Annotated in this window: 16 protein-coding genes and 2 tRNA genes; 6 read left to right on the plus strand and 12 right to left on the minus strand. The window is 65.6% G+C overall.

All coding sequences use genetic code 11. The features are described from left to right. Positions 1-48 precede the first annotated feature (48 nt). The 12 genes from ACFWVD_RS21125 to dnaA all read right to left on the minus strand — a co-directional run bounded on the left by ACFWVD_RS21125 (position 49) and on the right by dnaA (position 15,321). Positions 49-1,044: an ATP-binding cassette domain-containing protein gene (locus ACFWVD_RS21125; protein ID WP_379245268.1), complete on the minus strand. Its 996-nt coding sequence runs from the start codon at positions 1,042-1,044 to the stop codon at positions 49-51. Between the two features lie 626 nt (positions 1,045-1,670). Further along, positions 1,671-2,579 carry an acyl-CoA dehydrogenase gene (locus ACFWVD_RS21130; RefSeq protein WP_379245270.1) on the minus strand — a complete coding sequence of 303 codons (909 nt, stop codon included), beginning with the start codon at positions 2,577-2,579 and terminating at the stop codon, positions 1,671-1,673. Positions 2,580-2,584: 5 nt separating this feature from the next. Further along, positions 2,585-2,657, minus strand: a tRNA-Ala gene (locus ACFWVD_RS21135). 35 nt (positions 2,658-2,692) lie between these two features. After that, complete coding sequence (locus tag ACFWVD_RS21140) at positions 2,693-2,800, minus strand: DLW-39 family protein (RefSeq protein WP_379245272.1); 108 nt, start codon at positions 2,798-2,800, stop codon at positions 2,693-2,695. Positions 2,801-2,829: 29 nt separating this feature from the next. Then, positions 2,830-2,903 (minus strand) — tRNA-Ile (locus ACFWVD_RS21145). A 136-nt stretch (positions 2,904-3,039) separates the two neighbouring features. Then, positions 3,040-4,041, minus strand: coding sequence for a DUF3566 domain-containing protein (locus ACFWVD_RS21150; RefSeq protein WP_379245274.1), 1,002 nt, complete (start codon positions 4,039-4,041; stop codon positions 3,040-3,042). Between the two features lie 43 nt (positions 4,042-4,084). Next, entirely contained in the window at positions 4,085-6,592 is a 2,508-nt protein-coding gene (gyrA, locus tag ACFWVD_RS21155; protein ID WP_379245276.1) for a DNA gyrase subunit A, read from the minus strand. Between the two features lie 57 nt (positions 6,593-6,649). Next, positions 6,650-8,683: a DNA topoisomerase (ATP-hydrolyzing) subunit B gene (gene gyrB / locus ACFWVD_RS21160; RefSeq protein ID WP_379245278.1), complete on the minus strand. Its 2,034-nt coding sequence runs from the start codon at positions 8,681-8,683 to the stop codon at positions 6,650-6,652. A 441-nt stretch (positions 8,684-9,124) separates the two neighbouring features. Beyond that, a complete protein-coding gene (locus ACFWVD_RS21165; RefSeq protein WP_379245280.1) occupies positions 9,125-9,661 on the minus strand; it encodes a DUF721 family protein in 537 nt (178 codons plus the stop codon). Between the two features lie 128 nt (positions 9,662-9,789). Continuing rightward, positions 9,790-10,986: a DNA replication/repair protein RecF gene (gene recF / locus ACFWVD_RS21170; RefSeq protein WP_379245282.1), complete on the minus strand. Its 1,197-nt coding sequence runs from the start codon at positions 10,984-10,986 to the stop codon at positions 9,790-9,792. Positions 10,987-11,001: 15 nt separating this feature from the next. Further along, positions 11,002-12,177: a DNA polymerase III subunit beta gene (dnaN, locus tag ACFWVD_RS21175; protein WP_379245284.1), complete on the minus strand. Its 1,176-nt coding sequence runs from the start codon at positions 12,175-12,177 to the stop codon at positions 11,002-11,004. A gap of 786 nt (positions 12,178-12,963) precedes the next feature. Further along, positions 12,964-15,321, minus strand: a complete 2,358-nt coding sequence (gene dnaA / locus ACFWVD_RS21180; protein WP_379245286.1) for a chromosomal replication initiator protein DnaA — start codon at positions 15,319-15,321, stop codon at positions 12,964-12,966. 635 nt (positions 15,322-15,956) lie between these two features. Here dnaA and rpmH point away from each other — a divergent pair. From rpmH to rsmG, 6 genes are all read left to right on the plus strand, one after another. Then, positions 15,957-16,100: a 50S ribosomal protein L34 gene (rpmH, locus tag ACFWVD_RS21185; RefSeq protein WP_194826147.1), complete on the plus strand. Its 144-nt coding sequence runs from the start codon at positions 15,957-15,959 to the stop codon at positions 16,098-16,100. A 23-nt stretch (positions 16,101-16,123) separates the two neighbouring features. Next, positions 16,124-16,543 carry a ribonuclease P protein component gene (gene rnpA, locus ACFWVD_RS21190; protein ID WP_379245288.1) on the plus strand — a complete coding sequence of 140 codons (420 nt, stop codon included), beginning with the start codon at positions 16,124-16,126 and terminating at the stop codon, positions 16,541-16,543. Then, positions 16,540-16,839 carry a membrane protein insertion efficiency factor YidD gene (yidD, locus tag ACFWVD_RS21195; protein WP_379245290.1) on the plus strand — a complete coding sequence of 100 codons (300 nt, stop codon included), beginning with the start codon at positions 16,540-16,542 and terminating at the stop codon, positions 16,837-16,839. Before rnpA ends, yidD begins: the two co-directional genes overlap by 4 nt. A gap of 4 nt (positions 16,840-16,843) precedes the next feature. Further along, positions 16,844-17,926, plus strand: a complete 1,083-nt coding sequence (yidC, locus tag ACFWVD_RS21200) for a membrane protein insertase YidC (RefSeq protein WP_379245292.1) — start codon at positions 16,844-16,846, stop codon at positions 17,924-17,926. 25 nt (positions 17,927-17,951) lie between these two features. Continuing rightward, on the plus strand, positions 17,952-18,539 hold the full coding sequence (locus tag ACFWVD_RS21205; protein WP_379245294.1) for a protein jag: 588 nt from the start codon (positions 17,952-17,954) through the stop codon (positions 18,537-18,539). 84 nt (positions 18,540-18,623) lie between these two features. Continuing rightward, entirely contained in the window at positions 18,624-19,364 is a 741-nt protein-coding gene (gene rsmG / locus ACFWVD_RS21210; protein WP_379245296.1) for a 16S rRNA (guanine(527)-N(7))-methyltransferase RsmG, read from the plus strand. Positions 19,365-19,496 lie beyond the last annotated feature (132 nt).

The following is a 19,496-nucleotide window of genomic DNA, read 5'->3' on the forward strand; positions in this document are numbered from 1 at the left end:
GCTGCGCGAGCGGAAGTTGTTCCACCCCATGCTTGTCCACGGTGACGGTCATCGGTTCTTTCCTTCCCCGGCGCCTACGGTCTGCGCTTCACCGTTGACGAGTTCTTCGGCTTCGTGCCCGGTGAGCGTCAGGAAGACGTCGTCGAGCGAGGGTCTGCGGAGGGCGACATCGCTGATCTGGATCTTGTGTTCGGTGAGCCTGCCGATCGCGGCGACCAGGTCCTGCGACCCGTCCGACACCGGCACCGTGAGCTTGCGTAAGCCGGGTTCCACGTGGATCTCCCCGTCGGCCATTCCGCCGAGCACCTGCTTGGCAGCGGCCAGCTGATCCACCGAACCGACGGTGAGTTCGATGCGGTCGCCGCCGACCAGTGCCTTGAGTTCGTCTGCGGTGCCGCGCGCGATCACCTTGCCGTGGTCGATCACCGCGATGGAATCGGCGAGGCGGTCGGCTTCGTCCATGTACTGGGTGGTGAGCAGCAGCGTGGTGCCGCCGGCGACCAGTTCCTCGATGACGTCCCAAAGATCAAGGCGCGCACGGGGATCCAGGCCGGTGGTCGGCTCGTCGAGGAACAGCACCGGCGGATTGGCCACCAGCGCGCCCGCCAGATCGAGGCGTCTTCGCATACCGCCGGAGTAACCCTTCACCGGCCGGTCGGCGGCATCGCTGAGCCGGAAGCGGTCGAGCAGTTCGCGCGCGCGTTCCTTACTGCGCTGGGTGCCCAGATGGTAGAGCCTGCCCACCATTTCGAGGTTCTCGAAGCCGGTGAGGTACTCGTCCACCGCGGAGTACTGGCCGGACGCGCCGATGCGGGAGCGCAGGGCCTGTGGATCTTTCAGTACGTCGATGCCGGCGACGGTGGCGGTGCCCTCGTCGGGGATCAGCAACGTGGTGAGCACGCGGACGGTGGTGGTCTTGCCCGCGCCGTTGGGGCCGAGCAGCGCGGTGACGGTACCTTCCGGCACGGTCAGGTCGAGCCCGTCCAGGGCGACGAGCTTCCCATACCGTTTGACCAGCCCCTCGGCGACAATTGCGTCGGGCATGATTCTCCTGAAGTCGTAGGTGGCGAACCCTTCGGACCCAGTATTGCCCTACCCACTGACAAGTCGCATCCCCAATTCCGGCGGGTCCCGCGGGCCGGGTGTACACAACTGTTCGACATGCCGAACGTCGCGACACGCGGCGAATCGGACTGATTTTCTGGCTCTCGCCACGAACAAGAGCACCTTTTCCTAGTGACCTCGCCAGGGTCGCCACGAGAACACGTTCACCGCCATTTTCCCGTAAAACCGTGCGTACCAGCATCTTTCAGCGATATTCGGGCAGCCGACCAGTACTTCCAATCAGTACAAAGCGGGCGCGCGGCCCCCGGCCTGCGCCGACACTCGCAGACACCGCCGAAAAATCTCGTAGAACTCACCCGATGCGCGTACCCGAATTCCGCTCATATCGCGTAGGATCGTTCAGGTCGGCCCCTCCCCCCCGGGCCGACCCTACGCGGGCCTCGGCTAACTCCCCCCCTTCGCCGAGGCCCGCTCCCCATTTTCCGGCAAGGTCGCAGTTCGGTGGATCAACCACCGCGCACCGAAGCCGCAGCGTCACCGGTCGGGCCGATAGCCCGGCGATTACCCGGCTATCGGGAATTATCGCCGGGATCGGCTCACAGAAATCACCGCAGTTCGGCCACCGTGCGCCACGCCGTCGCCAGCCGCAACGCCCGCACCTTCCCCGCCACCCCGAGCAGCGGCGCGTCCCGCTCCCACCGGTCCCTGGTGTGCGCGTCGACTTGCGGCCACCACGGCTGTATCTCCTGCCGCACCCGCGTCAACTGCTCGAAAACCCCACCGAGCGCGATATGCGCCCCCGCCGACGCCGGATCCTGCGCCGCCACCCCACGCACCGCCGCAAACAGCGCCAGCAGCTGTTCTACGGGCTCCGCGGGCCATTGCGCTAGCCGGGCAACCCGCACGAGCTGACCGAGCACAGCGGCCACCACATGCAGGTCCTCGACGGTGCGAAACGGCTTCAGATAGTCCGCGTAGCCGTCACCGGGCAGTACTTCGCCACAAGCATGATCGAAAGTGACTGTGGCATGCGGGATTTCGGGTGCGAACGGCAACGCGGGCAGCGGTGTCACCGAGGTGGCCGGCCCGGCGGGCACCAACACCGCTCGCAGCACCGGCCGACCGTCCTCGGAAGTACCGGCTCGCGCGATCACCAGAAAGCGGTCAGCGAACGTTCCGAGCGTGGCGAAGGACTTCGTTCCGTGCACGATGCCGTCGTCATCGACCGTGGTGGTCATCGTCGACGGTCGCGCACCGGCGGCCTCGGTCGCGCACATCGACGACAGTTCAGCGGGACCCAGCGAGGGAACAAGCGCGTGCAGCGCTTCTTGATATCCGCCGAGGAAAGCCAGACCTGTTCCGGCACTGTCGAATCCGGCGATCGCGGCCCGGTCGATGGAATTCACGAATCCGGCGGACCGTTCGCGGTGAGTTGCCCACGCACCCGCGAAATCAACCGAAACGGAGTCGGCGGGGGTGGCAGTGAGGAGGAAATCGAATACCGAAGAATTCACAGATGTGGAGCCTAGGGGAATCGAACCCCTAACCCCTGCCTTGCAAAGGCAGTGCTCTGCCAATTGAGCTAAGGCCCCTTACTGGTCAAGTGACCAGTTGGCATAAACCGAAATCAGCGGGTGGTGACCTCACGCCAGAGGTCCGCGTCATCGCGCTGACGGAATTTGTTGACGCCGATCAGAACGGCGATCACAACACCGACCATGAGGACAATCTTCATGATTCCCACCCTACTGTGCTGTTCGGGAGTGGGCCTAGGAGGACTTGAACCTCCGACCTCTTCGTTATCAGCGAAGCGCTCTAACCGCCTGAGCTATAGGCCCGAACTCATTGTCGATCCCCTGCGTGAGCAGTGAACCGCAACGAGAAACGAGGTTACCTTACCGAGCTACCGATAACCAAAACGGCCGGTCAGACCCGGTTTCCCGAGCCCGACCGGCCGTGGTCGAACACTGACTTCTAGTCCGGATCGGCCAGGGTTACCTGGATGCCACCGACCAGATCACAGCACTGGTTGTAGATGAACACGCCGACCGTGGCCAACGCGGTGAAAAGCACCACATTGATCAGACCGATCACGCCCGCGTACCCGAAGATCGTGCCCGCGTCGATCAGGCTCGACGAGCTGCCCTCCTGGTTCAACATCTCGCCCAGCGAGTTGTCCAGGTTGTCCCACACGCCCATGCCGGCCAGCACGATGTAGAGCAGGCCCACGGCCAGCATCCACACGAAGAACAGCGCGACACTGATCACCAGGGTGATCTTCAGGGTCGACCACGGGTCGATCCGGCGGATCTGCACCGTGGCGCGCAGCGGCTCACCCGACGCCGCGATGGCCACCGGCACCGCCGGCGAGACCGTGCCCGCCGCGGCCGCACGGGCACTGGGCCCCATGGGACGCTGCGGGGTCGGCGCCATCGGCAGCCCAGGAGGCGCCACCGGCGCTTCGGGAGCCGGGTGCCGCACGTCGGACAGGTCGGGCATGTCCTTGACCAGTTCCGGACGCGCGATGGAACGGGTCGGCCCGTCGATACCGACGGACTTCACCATCGCCGCTTCCTTGCGCGCCGCCTTGGCCGCCAAGTCCGCGGTGGTGCGGGCATTGGACGCGCCGCCGCCCTTCAGGCCGCCCGAAGACGACCCGGCACCCGAAGAACCCGTGCCCGAAGAACCGGCAGCCGGCTTGCCCTGACTCGGCGATTCGCCGGGCCGGTACAGGTTCGACTGCGGTTCACGCTGCGGAAGCTGAGCCCACCCGTCCTGGTAGGGCGACGATTTGCTGCCCTTACCGTCGAACGAATCGGCCCCGGCCGCACCGGTTTCCGGCGCCGAGCCCTTCGCCGGACCGCCCTGGCCGTCGGGCCTCGGTATCGGTCGCGGCTGGATTCCAGACGTGGCGATCCGCTCGGTGACGCCGTTGGTCTGGTTCCGATCGTCGTTCGACTGATTCGGTGTGGTCAAGGGAATCCTCAGATCCGTTCGTTGCCGCCGCTGTTTGGTGTTACTACTCCGAAGCCACGTCGCCGGTGAGCTGATCGGGATCGGGCTCGTCGGCGTTGCGCGCGATCGCTAGCAAGGTATCGCCATCCGCGAGGTTCATCAATCGCACGCCCTTGGTCTGGCGTCCGGCTTTACGAACCTGCTTGGCTGCGGTGCGGATGACACCACCACTGGAAGTGATCGCGTACAGCTCGTCCTCGTCGTCGACGATGAGCGCACCCACCAGGCTGCCACGTTTCGGGTCGTACTGGATTGTCAATACGCCTTTTCCGCCACGACCCTGCGCGGTGTACTCCTCGATCGCCGTACGTTTGGCGTACCCACCTGCGGTGGCCACAAGCAAGTACGTTTCCGGGCGAACCACATTCAGCGACAACAGTTGGTCGTCGGTGTTGAACCGCATGCCCTGCACACCGGAGGTGGCGCGACCCATCGGACGCAGCGCCTCGTCGGTGGCGGCGAAGCGGATCGACTGCCCGTGCGCCGACACCAACAGCAGGTCGTCGTCGGACGAGCACAGCACCGCGCCGACCAGTTCGTCGTCATCGCGCAGGTTCACCGCGACGATGCCACCGGACCGGTTGGAGTCGAAATCGGTGAGCTTGGACTTCTTCACCAGGCCCGCGCGCGTCGCCAGCACCAGGTACGGGGCGTCCTCGTAGGTCTTGAGCTGGATGATCTGAGCGATCTTCTCATCCGGCTGGAACGCGAGCAGGTTGGCCACGTGCTGACCGCGCGCGGTCCGGTTGGCCTCGGGCAGCTCGTACGCCTTGGCCCGGTAGACGCGACCCTTGTTGGTGAAGAACAGCAGCCAGTCGTGGGTGGACGAGATGAAGAAGTGCTTGACGATGTCGTCCTGCTTCAGACCGGCGCCCATCACGCCCTTGCCGCCACGCTTCTGCGACCGGTACAGATCGGTCTTGGTGCGCTTGGCGTACCCGGTCTCGGTGATCGTGACGACCACGTCCTCGCGGGCGATCAGATCCTCGTCGTTGACGTCACCGTCGGCGGCGATGATCCGGGTACGACGGTCGTCGCCGTACTTCTCCACGATCTCGGCCAGCTCGTCACGCACGATCGCGCGCTGACGCTCGGGCTTGTCGAGAATGTCCTTGTAGTCGGCGATCTCGATCTCGATCTTGGCCAGATCGTCGACGATCTTCTGCCGCTCCAACGCCGAAAGGCGACGCAGCTGCATGTCCAAGATCGCGGTGGACTGGATCTCGTCGATCTCGAGCAGCTGCATCAGGCCGGTGCGGGCGGTGTCGGTGTTGGCCGCGCGCCGGATCAGCGCGATGACCTCGTCGAGCATGTCCAACGCCTTGACCAGGCCACGCAGGATATGCGCCCGCTCCTCGGCCTTGCGCAGCAGGTAGCGGGTGCGCCGGACGATGACCTCTAGCTCGTGATTCACGTAGTAGCGAATCATCTGGTCCAGGCGCAGCGTGCGCGGAACACCGTCGACGATCGACAGCATGTTCGCGCCGAAGCTGGTCTGCAGCTGGGTGTGCTTGTAGAGGTTGTTCAGCACCACCTTCGCCACCGCGTCACGCTTGACCGTGACCACGATGCGCATGCCGACACGGTCCGAGGACTCGTCGTGGATATCGGAGATACCCGCGATCTTCGCGTCCTTGACCTGCTCGGCGATCGAGTTCACGAAGTTGTCGGTGTTGACCTGGTACGGCAGCTCGGTGATGACGATCGTGGTGCGGCCACGCGCGTCTTCCTCGATCTCGACCACACCGCGCATGCGGATGGAACCGCGACCGGTGGTGTAGGCGTCGTGGATGCCCTGGCCGCCCACGATCAGGCCGTGCGTGGGGAAGTCGGGGCCCTTGACCCGTTCCATGCACGCGGCGAGGGTGGATTCCTCGTCGGCCTCGTAGTTCTCCAACGCCCAGTAGATGGCGTCGGCGAGCTCGTTGAGGTTGTGCGGCGGAATGTTGGTGGCCATGCCGACCGCGATGCCGTTGGACCCGTTCATCAACAGGGCGGGCACGCGCGCGGGCAGCACGGTCGGCTCCTGCGAGCGACCGTCGTAGTTGGGCACGAAATCGACCGTCTCCTGGTCGATATCGCGCAGCATCTCCATCGCCAGCGGCGTCAGACGGCACTCGGTGTATCGCATGGCGGCCGCGCCGTCGTTGCCGCGGGAACCGAAGTTGCCCTGGCCGTCGACCAGCGGGTAGCGCAGCGACCAGGGCTGGGCCATGCGCACGAGGGTGTCGTAGATCGACGAGTCGCCGTGCGGGTGGTAGTTACCCATGGTCTCCGCGACCGGACGCGCGGACTTCACATAGCCGCGATCGGGGCGGTAGCCGTTGTCGTACATCGCGTACAGCACGCGCCGGTGCACAGGCTTGAGGCCGTCGCGCACGTCGGGCAGCGCACGGCCAACGATCACGCTCATCGCGTAATCGATGTAGCTGTTCTGCATTTCGGTCTGGATGTCGACCGGTTCGACCCGGTCGCCCGCACCGCCGGTGGGCGGCAGCGTGGTCTCAGTCATCAAATCTCCTTCGAGGGGCCGACGTGCTCGCGGGCGCGCTGGAAAGCGCTGCGCTGCTTACACATCGAGGAAGCGGACGTCCTTGGCATTGCGGGTGATGAAGCTGCGACGTGCCTCCACGTCTTCGCCCATCAGCACCGAGAACAGCTCGTCGGCCGCCGCGGCGTCATCGAGCGTCACCTGACGAAGCACCCGCACCGCCGGGTCCATGGTGGTTTCCCACAGCTCCTTGGCGTTCATCTCGCCCAGACCCTTGTAGCGCTGGACGCCGTCGTCCTTGTTGATCTTCTTGCCTGCTGCCAGGCCCGCCTCGATCATCGAGTCACGCTCACGGTCGGAGTAGGCGAACTCCGGCTCCGAACGCATCCACTTGAGCTTGTACAGCGGCGGCGCGGCCAGGAACACGTGACCGTGCTCCACCAGCGGACGCATGAACCGGAACAGCAGCGTGAGCAGCAGCGTCGCGATGTGCTGACCGTCCACGTCGGCGTCGGCCATCAGAATGATCTTGCCGTAGCGCAGCTTGGCCAGATCGAACTCGTCATGGATGCCGGTGCCGAACGCGGTGATGATCGACTGGACCTCGTTGTTCTTGAGGACACGGTCGATCCGGGCCTTCTCGACATTGATGATCTTGCCGCGCAGCGGAAGAATCGCCTGGTACATCGAGTCTCGGCCGGACTTGGCCGAACCACCGGCGGAGTCGCCCTCCACGATGTAGATCTCGCACTTGGCCGGATCCTTGGAACGGCAATCCGCCAGCTTGCCCGGCAGCCCGCCCAGATCGGTGGCCGACTTGCGACGCACCAGCTCCCGCGCCTTACGCGCGGCCATGCGGGCCTGCGCCGAGGACACCGCCTTCTGCACGATGGTCTTCGCGTCGGCCGGGTTGGCCTCGAACCAGTGCTGCAGGTGCTCGTTGCAGGCACGCTGCACGAACGACTTCACCTCGGTGTTGCCCAGCTTGGTCTTGGTCTGACCCTCGAACTGCGGCTCGCCGACCTTGACGCTGACGATGGCGGCCAGGCCCTCGCGGATGTCGTCACCGGTGAGGTTGCCGTCTTTTTCCTTGAGGAGCTTCTTCTCCTTGGCGTACTTGTTGACCACCGTGGTCAGCGCCGCGCGGAAGCCCTCTTCGTGGGTGCCGCCCTCGTGGGTGTTGATCGTGTTGGCGAAGGTGTGCACGGACTCGGAATAGCCCGAGTTCCACTGCATCGCGACCTCGAGCTCGTGGCCGGTGCCCTTCACGGTGTACCCGACGACCGAGTTGTGGATGGCCGACTTGGTGCGGTTGATGTGGCGCACGAAGTCCACCAGGCCGCCCGGGTAGTGATAGGTGCGGGTCTTCACCTTGTGCTCGACCGCTTCCGCGGCCACGACCTCGGCATCCTTGGGCGCCTCGGCGGTCTCACTGACCACCTCGTCGATGACCTCACCGTCGCTGACCCGCTCGTCGGTGAGCTTGATGGTCAGGCCCTTGTTCAGGAAGGCCATCTCCTGCAGGCGCCGCGCCACGGTCTCGAAGTTGTAGTGCGTGGTCTCGAAGATCTCCGGATCGGCCCAGAAACGGACCGTGGTGCCGGTGGCCGAGGTCGGCTCGCCCTGCACCAACTTGCCCGGCTTGGCGTCCTTGTAGGTCTGGCTCCAGTGGTAGCCGTCGGTGTTGACCTCGACCTCGACCTTGGTCGACAGCGCGTTCACCACCGAGATACCGACACCGTGCAGACCACCCGACACCGCGTAGGAATCGGAGTCGAACTTGCCGCCCGCGTGCAGCTGGGTCATGACGACCTCGATCGTGGGCACGCCCTGGGCGTGCATCGCGACCGGGATGCCACGGCCGTCGTCGATCACCTCGACGCCGCCGTCGGCGAGCAGGGTCACCTCGACCTTGCTGGCGTAGCCGGCCATCGCCTCGTCGACCGAGTTGTCCACAACCTCCCAGATGAGGTGGTGCAGACCGCGCTCGCCGGTGGAGCCGATGTACATGCCAGGGCGCTTGCGCACCGCCTCGAGACCCTCGAGGACCGTGATGGAAGAGGCACCGTAGCCTGAATCTTTGCCCGATGCGTTGGAGTCGTTGGCAGCCACTTGTCGGTAGCTCTCCTTACTTGCTGATCCCTGGCGCAGCGACCTGGGCAGCACGCGCACGGCTCGATCGGAGCCATCAGATATCACGGACTGCACAGCACGCGCCGAAGGTTCGCCGCTGGTTACGTCACCATCCTACTGGTAAGCCCAACTTACAGTGCACCTACGACACCCCTAGCTTCCCCGGTAATGCAAGAACTCGTATGACTGCGGGAGTTTTGCGCCCTGTCCGCTACTCCGCGCCTCTTGGTCGGATCTAGGCGCGGGGAACTCTGCGCTGGCGGCCAGACTTGTGATGGCGGTTCGGTTGGCCCGTTCCCGGTGAGTTACCCATGTTCTTGCGAGACCAGTTGTCACCATGGGAGTTATCCACAGGGCCTGTGTACAAGTCGGGGCGAGAGCGGTGCGGGCTCAATGGATCTCGCGCCGGTCACCGCGCGGCTACCCGTAGGTATCGCGCGGTCCACGGCCCTTGACGTGGCGATCGCCCTTGCGCCAACTCGGTGCCGCGGGGCCGGTGATCCGCAGCGAGGTGACCACGCCGTGACCGACCGCGGCGGCGATCTTGGCCAGGATCTGGCTCTGCAACATGCGCAGCTGAGTGGCCCATGCGGTGGACTCGGCGGCGATCTTGAGAACCCCGTCCTCCAGGGTCACCGGGGTGGCGTGCGAGGCGATGTCCTCGCCGACCACGCGGGGCCAGCTGCCGAACACTGTCCCCTCGGCTACCTTGCCTGACCAGCCACGACTCTTCGCCAGCGTGCCGCTCAGCGCGCCCAACAGTTGGGGATCGCGGGCGTCGGGACCCGAGCCGGACCACCCGCTGCGACGCCTGCCGCCCGCGCGTAATTTGCGCACCGGTGAGGCTCTGCCCTGCCCGACGGACTTGCCGTTGGCCTTGGCCGCGGCCCGCGCCTCCTCCAGCGCGCGGCGGGCCAGATCGATGCCACGCAACTCCGGGGCGGGATCTTCGGGCACGGGCTTCCGCCTTCCGGTGTCGTGGGTGGTGCGGCGCGGATCGCAGTCTACGCCGGGGTGCCGACAGCTTCTTTCGGCATATGTCCAGCATGTTGCAGGTTTTCCACAGGGGCTGGGGATAACTTTCGCTAACTGTGCATATCTTCGGGCTGTTCGACCGGTTCGAGCACGATCTGTGAGGTACGCCGGTCGGCCTCGCCGGTGGTGTGTACACGCAACGGTGTCGCGGCCAGTTCCGACGGGACATCCTCGGCCACGGCGGCGGTGATCAACACCTGCTCGGCACCCGCGGCGACCTCCGCCAGCGCGGCGCGTCGACGGCGATCCAGTTCGGCGAACACGTCGTCGAGCAGCAGCACCGGCTCGGAACCTTCGCTGCGCAACAGTTCGAACGAGGCCAGTCGCAGGGCAAGCGCGTACGACCAGGATTCCCCGTGACTGGCGAAACCCTTGGCGGGTGCGCTGCCAAGTAGCAGTTCCAGATCGTCACGATGGGGACCGACAAGGCACACGCCGCGGTCGAGTTCGCGACTGCGGGCGGCGGCCAGTTCGCGCAGCATGATCTCGTGCAGCAGCTGTGGATCATCGGGCTGGGGTGTCCTGGCCGGATCGAGTAATTCCGGTGGCAGGTAGCCCGAGCGGTAAGTGATTGCGGCAGGACGTGATTCGGGCGCGATCGACCGATAGGACTGGGACACATGGGGATACAGGTCGTGGACCAGCCGTAACCGTTCGGCCAGCAGCACTGCCGCGTGGTCGGCGAGGTGCCCGTCCCACACGTCAAGGGTGCTCAGATCCGCACGCGAACGGGATTGGCGCCCAGCGGTTTTCAACAGGGCGGAGCGTTGCCGCAACACCTTGTCGTAGTCCGCGCGCACGCCGGCGAGCCTGGGCAAGCGGGCTGTGGACAACTCGTCGAGGAACCGTCGCCGCTCCCCCGGATCGCCGCGCACCAACGCCAGATCCTCGGGCGCGAACAACACGGTCTGCAGAATCCCCAGGATCTCGCGGGACCGGCGCACCGGCGAGCGATTGATCTGTGCGCGGTTGGCGGCGCCCGCTTTGAGTTCCACATCCACGCGCAGTTCGCGGCCGGTGTTGACCACCGAGGCACCGATCCGCGCCTGGGTGGCGCCCATTCGGATCAGGGGCGCGTCGGCGGAGACGCGGTGCGAGCCCAGCGTCGCCAGGTAGCCGACCGCTTCGAGCAGATTGGTCTTGCCGTTGCCGTTGGCCCCCAACAGGACCGTGCGCCCTGGGGACAACTCTAGGTCGGCATGTTCCCACGACCGGAAATCGCGGACCGACAGCTCACGGATGAACATGCCGCGACAGCCGACTCAGCCGGGCAGCCGGACCGGCATCAACAGGTAGATGTACTGGCTCTCCAGCGCCGCGAACGCACCCGACTCGAGCACCTTGGGCTCCTCGTCGGAAGCGGGCAGCAGCACCGCGGGACGACTGGGGGTGGTGAACCCGAAGGTCACCCGCTCGGTGTGCAGCGCGGCCAGGCCCTCGGTCAGGTAGCCGGGGTTGAACGCGATGGTCAGCGGTTCGCCACGGAAATCGGCCTCGAGCCATTCCTCGGCCCGGCCCGCGTCGTCCCCACCCGCGGACAGCAGCACGCCGTCTGTGGAGAACTCCAGCCGCACCTGGGCGCCACGCTCGGCCACCAGGGCCACGCGCTTGATCGCCTCCGACAGCACCGCGACGGGCAGCGTGGCGATGGAGGTGTGTTCCTTGGGCAGCAACTGGCGGAACTTGGGGAACTCCGCGTCGAGCAGGCGGGTGGTGGTGCGGCGACCGCCGTTGACGATGCCCAGCAGGCCGTCTGCGCCACCGGCGCTGCCCAGCGACAGCTGCACGGGCGCCTCGGCGGCACCGAGGGTCTTGGCGGCTTCGGACAGCGTGCGCGCGGGGATCAGCACCGCGGTCTCGATGTCGGAGCGGGTGGGATTCCACTGCAGGTGCCGCACGGCGAGGCGGAAACGGTCGGTGGCCGCGAGGACCACGTCGTTGCCTTCGATCTCGACGCGGATGCCGGTGAGCATCGGCAGGGTGTCGTCACGGCCGGCGGCGACGGCGACCTGGCCCACGGCCTCGGCGAACACGTCGACGGTGAGTTCACCGGTCTGCTGCGGTACCTCGGGCAGCTGGGGATAGTCCTCGACCGGCATGGTCGGCAGGGAGAACTTCGCGCTGCCACAGGCGATGAGCACGCGAGTGCCGTCGACCGAGACATCCACAGGCTTGTTCGACAGCGACTTGGTGATGTCGGCGAGCAGGCGACCCGAGACCAGGACCTGGCCGGGACCGGCGACCTCGGCCGCGACGCGCATCTGCGCGGAGACCTCGTAGTCGAACCCGGAGACCGTCAGCCCGTTCTCGTCGGCCACCAGCAGGACACCGCCCAGAACCGGTACCGCGGGCCGGGACGGGAGACTGCGCGCCACCCAGGCCACTGATTCGGCGAAGTCCTCTCGGGCGACCCGAAACTTCATGCTCGCAAGCTCCATCGCCCGATTGTCCTCTCCGAGTTTCGAATCCGTGTGCGGGGGTGTGTCAGCGAAGTCCAGCTGCTGTGTCGGCCGCGCCCCGAGTCTGGCACAACCAACCGACAACCAGACCGTACCTGGGTGATCCGCGATCTCCGCATCGACCCTCCCGGTGGTTTCGCACCTACGTCCCCATCCCCGTTCCTCCTTGCCTGCCTGTGAGTGGACGACCGCCCGGCTGGACTGTCCCCAACCGAGTTTCCACACAGCCTGTTTTAAAAGAGTTCTCTCTAGAAGGAGAACCGAAGTAATAGTAGGCACTGTGGAATCTGTGGATTCCGGCCGTTTTCGCAGGTCAGACGGCATGGCGGCCTGGGGATGGCCTGGGGGTGACTCGAGGATGAATCCGCGGCGCCTGTGGAGACCCGAAGTTGTCCACAATCCATCCTCGAGTTGTCCTCGAGTTGTTCCACCAGATTCACCCAGTTGTTCACAGCCGAGGTCACCCTGGTGACAACGTTGTTGATTCCTCGAGGAGTCCACAGGAATTCCTCGAGGAATCCACAGGCCCGATTCGGCGATGTCGCAGGTCACACCTAGTGCATAGCTGTTAGTAGATCGTCCTGTGGAAACTGTGGACAACTGCCTGTGCATGAACGCTCCCCAGGCTCGGCCAACACCCTGTGCACCGACCTGTTGGTAACCCTGTTGGTAACCCTGTGGATTCCTCGAGGATTCCACAGGAACTCCACAGGGCAAAAAAGAACACCGCCCCAGGTCAGGGCGGTGTTCGGGCTGTGGATGAAATCAGCGGGAGCGCTGTTTGATTCGGGCTGTGAGTTCTTGGACCTGGTCGTACACGCGGCGGCGCTCGGTCATCTCCTTGCGCACTTTTTTCTCCGCGTACATCACCGTGGTGTGGTCGCGACCGAACGCCTGCCCGATCTTGGGCAGCGACAGATCGGTCAGCTCACGGCACAGGTACATGGCGATCTGCCGCGCCTGCGCCAGCGGCCGCGCCTTGCCCGGCCCCGTCAGCTCTTCCAGGGTGGTGTTGAAGTACTCGGCGGTCACGGCCATGATCGTGGCCGCGTTGATCTCGAGGGCAGCGGTGTCGGGCATCAGATCGCGCAGCACCACCTCCGCCAGCGACAGGTCCAGCGGCTGACCGTTGAGCGAGGCGAACGCCGTCACTCGGATCAGTGCGCCCTCCAGTTCGCGGATATTGCGCTCCACGCGGCTGGCGATCAGCTCGAGCACGTCGTGCGGCACGTCGAGTCGATCCATGCGCGCCTTCTTGCGCAGGATCGCGATGCGGGTCTCTAGCTCGGGCGGCTGCACGTCGGTGATCAGGCCCCACTCGAAGCGAGTGCGTAGTCGTTCTTCCAGCGTGGCCAGCTGCTTGGGCGGGCGGTCCGAGGACACCACGATCTGCTTGTTCGCGTTGTGCAGGGTGTTGAAGGTGTGGAAGAACTCCTCCTGGATGCCTTCCTTGCCCTCGATGAACTGGATGTCGTCCACCAGCAAGATGTCGGTCTCGCGGTAGCGGCGCTTGAACGCGACCTTGCGGTCGTCGCGCAGGCTGTTGATGAAGTCGTTGGTGAATTCCTCGGTGGACACGTACTTCACCCGCATACCGGGGAACAGCCGCTGCGCGTAGTGACCGGCCGCGTGCAACAGGTGCGTCTTGCCCAATCCCGAAGCGCCCCAAACGAATAGGGGGTTGTACGCACGCGCGGGTGCCTCCGCGATGGCCACCGCGGCGGCATGCGCGAACCGGTTGGACGCGCCGATCACGAACGTCTCGAACGTGTACTTGGCATTGAGACTGGCCGACGAGGACTGCGGCGCGGACTCGGGCGACTTGTTGAAATACGTCGGCCAGTTGTTGCGGTTGCTCACCACCGGCTCGTCATCGGCGGGCTGCGCACCGGGCTGACCGGGGAACGGCTTGTCGGCGCTGTCGCCGTCGGACTCCTCGGCCCGGGCGGGCTCGTCGGCGGGCCTGCGCGTGGGTGCGCGCTGCGGCTCCGGCGTGAACAGCGACTCCTGGCCCGAAGGCTCGCGACGCGACGGGGCGGGCTGCTGGTCCCGGCGTGGTGCGGACTCGGGTGTGGGGCGCGTGCCACGGAAGTCACGGCCGCCGAACTCGCCACCGGCGTAGTCCGCTGCCGGGTACCCCGAGTTCTGCTCGAAATCGGTGCCACTGAACTCGGCGCGCTCGCCCTGGTACTCGGTGCGCTCGCCCTGGTATTCGGTGGGCTGGCTGTACTCCGACGACGGCTGCTTGTACTCGGGTGCCTGGCCGTATTCCGGGGCCTGGTTGTACTCGGAACCTGGCTGCTTGTATTCAGTGGGCTGGTTGTATTCGGTGGGCTGGTTGCGCTCGCCGGGGCTGTACTCGGCGGGCGGCTGTTTGTACTCGGGGGCCTGGCCGTATTCCGACGGTGCCTGCTGGTATTCCGGCTTCTGCTGGTACTCGGGCTGTTGCTGCTGGTACTCCGCGTCGGCGGGGTACTCACGGTGCCCGGAGTAGTTGTCGGCGCGCTCGCCGTACTCGCCGCCCTGCCCGGGATACTCGCGGCCGCCGTAGCTGTTGGGGTACTCGCCGGTGGCGGGATAGTCGTTGCCGTACTCGCCGCCCTGCACCGGGTAGTCGTTCGCGCCGTAGCGGGGCCTGCCGTACTCACCGCGCGCGGCGTAGTCGGGAACACTGAAATCGGGGCCGGGGTACCCGGCGGGCGGACGCACCTGTTCGCGCGGACGCTCCGGTCTGCTGGTCATCCTGGCGTGCCGCGGCGAATTGCCGGCCCGCTCCCCCGCGGCCGGGCTCGGCGCGGCGATGCGAACACCGAGTCCTTCCACCCGCGGACCCAGTCGACGGGCCAGCGATCGCAGGATCGGCTCGCGCAGATCGCGCTCGATAGCCTCCTGCGCCAGCGACGACGGCACCGACAGCAACGCGAAACCCTGCGCGACCGTGAGCGGTTTCACCAACTTCAACCAGGCCTGCTGGGCACGACTGACCGCGGGGATGGCGCCGTCGGCAGAGCCGGTGGTGAGCTCGGCGACCACCTCCGGCCACACTGTGGCCAGCACGTTCTGCTCGTCGTCCATGCAGCGTCCTCCCCGGACCGGTTGTTGGGGCCTACGGCCTGCGCGCATGTCGGAAAAAGCCTGTGACCAGGTGAAATCCAGTGATGCTGCGTACAACCGAAGCCGGTCGGACGCGGTGCGATCCGGTGATCCCGGACCGCGGCGCGGGCACCGTCGGCCCTAGTAGATACAGCTGAATATGCCACTGCGGCAGGTTATCCACACAATTATCCACAGATGTGGACAAACCTGGGGATAAAGCAATTCTGCCTGCGTGCGGCAGTGAACTGAGCCCGACCAGCGGTTCTTCAGCAATCCCCCGGCTACAGACCATAGCCCCCGGCTACAAGACCCTAGCGGCGGCGCGCGCGCAAAGCCACCGGTGTGGATGAACTCACGAAAACTTGCCGCGTGCGTCACTGATGCTCGGGCGTGTCGTGCCTGGTCGGGCCGACTCCGGGTCCGGTTCGGTGGTCCGGTATTCTGGAGCTCGTGCCGGTGACAGGTACGTGGGGGCCGAGTTTGACCCGGCCCTTCGGGGTAAGTACCCTCGTACAGTCACCCCTTGGCGCGGTTGGCGGCTGTCTGCTGCACATCGATCGCCAAGGCAATCTGCGCGTAGACCGCGGTCCGCTGCGCAGAGAACAAATCATTTGTACAGACTTAGGGCGCCCAACGGTGCCCAACTACTACAGGAGTTGACCGTGGCCAAGGGCAAGCGGACGTTCCAGCCGAACAACCGTCGTCGGGCACGCGTGCACGGCTTCCGTCTCCGGATGCGTACCCGTGCGGGTCGCGCCATCGTCGGTGCGCGTCGCCGTAAGGGCCGCACCGAACTGACTGCCTGATCGCGCGTAGTCGCCACGCTCGGGTGTTGCCTGAGCCGTATCGGTTGCATCACCGTGCCGAATTCTCCCGCACGGTGCGCCGCGGTCAGCGAATCGGGAGACGAGATCTTGTCGTGCACGCGCTCACGCTCGGGTACGACGATCTCGTCGACGGCGATTGTGTGGTCCGCGTAGGCGGTCCGCGATTCGGACTGATTGTCAGCAAGGCGGTGGGTAACGCGGTGGTTCGCCACCGCGTCGCCCGCCGCCTGCGTCATATCTGTGCCCAGGTCGTCGAGGAACTGCCCGCCGATACCGACGTCGTGATCCGCGCCCTGCCCGGCGCCGCCACCGCTGATTCCGCCGAGATGCTGCGCCAGCTACGCACCGGTCTACGCAAGCTGCGCTTGCATGTAGAACCGGAGCTCGCGCTCGGTCGCACCCCGGCCGGTGAACGGCGATGAACACCATCACCCGCTTCCCCGCTAAGGCCCTGATCGCCCTGATCGAGCTCTATCGGACCTATGTCTCCCCCACCCGGATGCCGATCTGCCGGTTCACCCCCACCTGCAGTGAGTACGCGGTGACTGCCTTGCGAACCCGCGGGTTGGTCGTCGGATCGGCATTGACGGTCGTGCGCCTGGGCAAATGTGCGCCCTGGCACCCTGGAGGGTGGGATCCCGTGCCTGGTCGCGGGTCGAATGCCTTCACCAAGTCATCGCCCGCGCTGACCGGCGATACGAACGACGGGAGTACCTAGAGCCGTGCTCGACATCATCTATTGGCCGGTATCGGCGATTCTGTGGTTCTGGCACAAGGCCTTCGGCTTTGTGTTCGGGGCCGACAGCGGGCTCACCTGGAGCCTGGCCGTGGTGTTCCTGGTCTTCACCCTGCGGCTGGTGCTGTACAAGCCGTTCGTGAAGCAGGTCCGCACCACCAAGCAGATGCAGGAGCTGCAGCCCCAGATCAAGGAGCTGCAGAAGAAGTACAAGAACGACCGCGAGACCATGGCGCGGGAGATGCAGAAACTGCAGAAGGAACACGGCTTCAACCCGCTCATGGGCTGCCTGCCGGTCCTGGTGCAGGTGCCGGTGTTCCTCGGCCTGTTCCACGTGCTGCGCTCGTTCAACCGCACCGGCCACGGCTGGGGCCAGTTGGGCATGTCCCCCTACGACAACGCGCACACCGCGAACTACATCTTCAGCGCGCACGACGTCCAGTCGTTCCTCAGCGCGCGCATCTTCGGTGCGCCGATCGCGTCGTTCATCACCGCGCCCGCCAGCGAGATGCAGGCGTTCGCCGACTGGGGTGGCACGCCGACCAAGCTGAACATCGCGATGATCGCGATCCCGCTGATGATCATCGCCGGTCTGGCCACCCACTTCAACGCGCGCGCCTCGGTGCAGCGTCAGACTCCCGAAGCCGCGGCCAACCCGCAGGCCGCCATCATGAACAAGCTGTCGCTGTGGGTCTTCCCGCTCGGCGTCATGGTCGGTGGCCCCTTCCTGATGATCGGCATCCTGCTGTACTGGGTCGCCAACAACATCTGGACCTACGGACAGCAGCACCTGGTGTTCGGCCGGATGGAGAAGGAAGACGAAGAGCGCAAGCAGAAGAAGCTCGAGCAGCGGGCACAGAACGCGCCAAAGCCGGGCGTCAAGCCGGTCGATGTTCGCAAGCGCGTGCAGGACGCGCCCGCCGAGGATCAGTCCTCGACCAACGGCACCGCGTCGACCAACGGCACCCCCAAGCAGTCGGCCAACAAGCAGGGCGGCGCCAAGCGCAAGCCCGGCGGGCAGCAGCGGCCGGGCAACCGTGGCCGCGCGAACCAGAAGCGTAAGCGCTGAGACGCGACCGGATAGAGGGAATCCAATGACTGTTGAGACCGAGACCGACGGAGGGGACGCCACTGTGTCGACAACTACCGAAGTGCCCGACACCACCACTGCTGTGGCGGAAACCGCTGTTGATGACGTGAACGAGGTAGTGGTCGATGCCGAAGAGGCGTTGATCGAAGAGGGCGAGATCGCCGGCGACTACCTCGAGCAGTTGCTCGACGTGCTCGACTTCGATGGCGATATCGACCTCGATGTCGAAGGCGACCGCGCCATCGTGAGCATCGACGGCGGCCGCGATCTGACCAAGCTGGTCGGGCGCAACGGTGAAGTGCTCGACGCGCTGCAGGAGCTCACCCGCCTGGCCGTGCAGCAGGCGACCGGCGTGCGTAGCCGGCTGATGCTGGACGTGGCGGGCTGGCGTGCGCAGCGTCGCACCGACCTGAGTGAGATCGGTGTCGCGGCGGCCAAGCGCGTGCTCGCCTCGGGTGCGCCCGAAGCGCTGTCCGCGATGACGCCGTTCGAGCGCAAGATCGTGCACGACGCGGTGGCGGATATCGATGGGGTGGCGAGCGAGAGCGAAGGCGCCGAGCCGAATCGTCACGTGGTGGTCGTGCCCGAGTAGGGTGACTCCTGCCGTAACCACGAACTTGTGATTAGGCCTCCGGTCTCGGACCGGGGGCTTTTTCATTGCCCTCAACGGAGAAGGATGTTTCACGTGGAACGAGAACTGGGCGCGCAGTCCGACGAGCAGGATCCGCCCGCCGCCGCTGCTCGAGTGTTCGGCGACCGCTTGGACATCGCCCGCCGGTACTACGCGGCGCTGGCGACGGCCGGTGTCGAGCGCGGTCTCATCGGACCACGGGAAGTCCCCCGGCTATGGGAGCGTCACATTCTCAACTGCGCGGTCATCGGTGAGTTGATCGATGAGGGCGCCTCGGTGGTCGATATCGGTAGCGGCGCAGGGCTTCCCGGTATCCCCCTTGCCATCGCGCGGCCGGATCTTCGGATCACGCTCGTGGAGCCGTTGCTGCGTCGCACGATTTTTCTCAGTGAGTTCATCGAAGAAGTCGGTCTCGACATCACGGTGGTGCGAGGTCGGGCCGAGCAGTCCGGTGTGATCAAGGAAGCGGGCGGCGCGGATGTCGTCACTTCGCGTGCGGTCGCTCCCCTTGCCAAACTCGCGCACTGGTCGCTGCCGCTGCTCCGCGATCACGGACGGATGCTCGCGCTCAAGGGAACCAGCGCCGCCGAAGAACTCGAACGCGATGGCGCCGAGTTGATTCGCGATGGTGCTACCGATCTTCGGGTCGTGGGTTGCGGTGCCGGGATCGTCGAGGTGCCGACTCTGGTGATCAGTGCCGAACTACTCCCCCGTGGCGAACGTCCGAGTCGTCGGAGCGAACGGAAAGCAGCCGGGGTCGAGAAGAAGGCGCGGAAGCGTCGATAGGCCCGATTTCACGTTTCGTAACGTGACGTTTCAAGGCAGGGGTCCTTGCCTAGGCCGGGATTTGGCGGATTTTTGCTAGTTCCGGCCGAGCTCAACATTGTTGGATGCCGGCGTCGTTTCACGTGGAACGTG

Source organism: Nocardia sp. NPDC058666 (genome assembly GCF_042714895.1).
GTDB lineage: Bacteria > Actinomycetota > Actinomycetes > Mycobacteriales > Mycobacteriaceae > Nocardia.

What these genes read in the sequence shown, in the direction of transcription:
- recF (WP_379245282.1), bottom strand. Translation starts at nt 10,986, where the DNA reads ATGTTCATCCGTGAGCTGTCGGTCCGCGATTTCCGGTCGTGGGAACAT.
- ACFWVD_RS21125 (WP_379245268.1), bottom strand. Translation starts at nt 1,044, where the DNA reads ATGCCCGACGCAATTGTCGCCGAGGGGCTGGTCAAACGGTATGGGAAG.
- yidD (WP_379245290.1), top strand. Translation starts at nt 16,540, where the DNA reads ATGAACACCATCACCCGCTTCCCCGCTAAGGCCCTGATCGCCCTGATC.
- dnaN (WP_379245284.1), bottom strand. Translation starts at nt 12,177, where the DNA reads ATGGAGCTTGCGAGCATGAAGTTTCGGGTCGCCCGAGAGGACTTCGCC.
- rsmG (WP_379245296.1), top strand. Translation starts at nt 18,624, where the DNA reads ATGTTTCACGTGGAACGAGAACTGGGCGCGCAGTCCGACGAGCAGGAT.
- ACFWVD_RS21140 (WP_379245272.1), bottom strand. Translation starts at nt 2,800, where the DNA reads ATGAAGATTGTCCTCATGGTCGGTGTTGTGATCGCCGTTCTGATCGGC.
- gyrA (WP_379245276.1), bottom strand. Translation starts at nt 6,592, where the DNA reads ATGACTGAGACCACGCTGCCGCCCACCGGCGGTGCGGGCGACCGGGTC.
- ACFWVD_RS21205 (WP_379245294.1), top strand. Translation starts at nt 17,952, where the DNA reads ATGACTGTTGAGACCGAGACCGACGGAGGGGACGCCACTGTGTCGACA.
- dnaA (WP_379245286.1), bottom strand. Translation starts at nt 15,321, where the DNA reads ATGCGCGCAGGCCGTAGGCCCCAACAACCGGTCCGGGGAGGACGCTGC.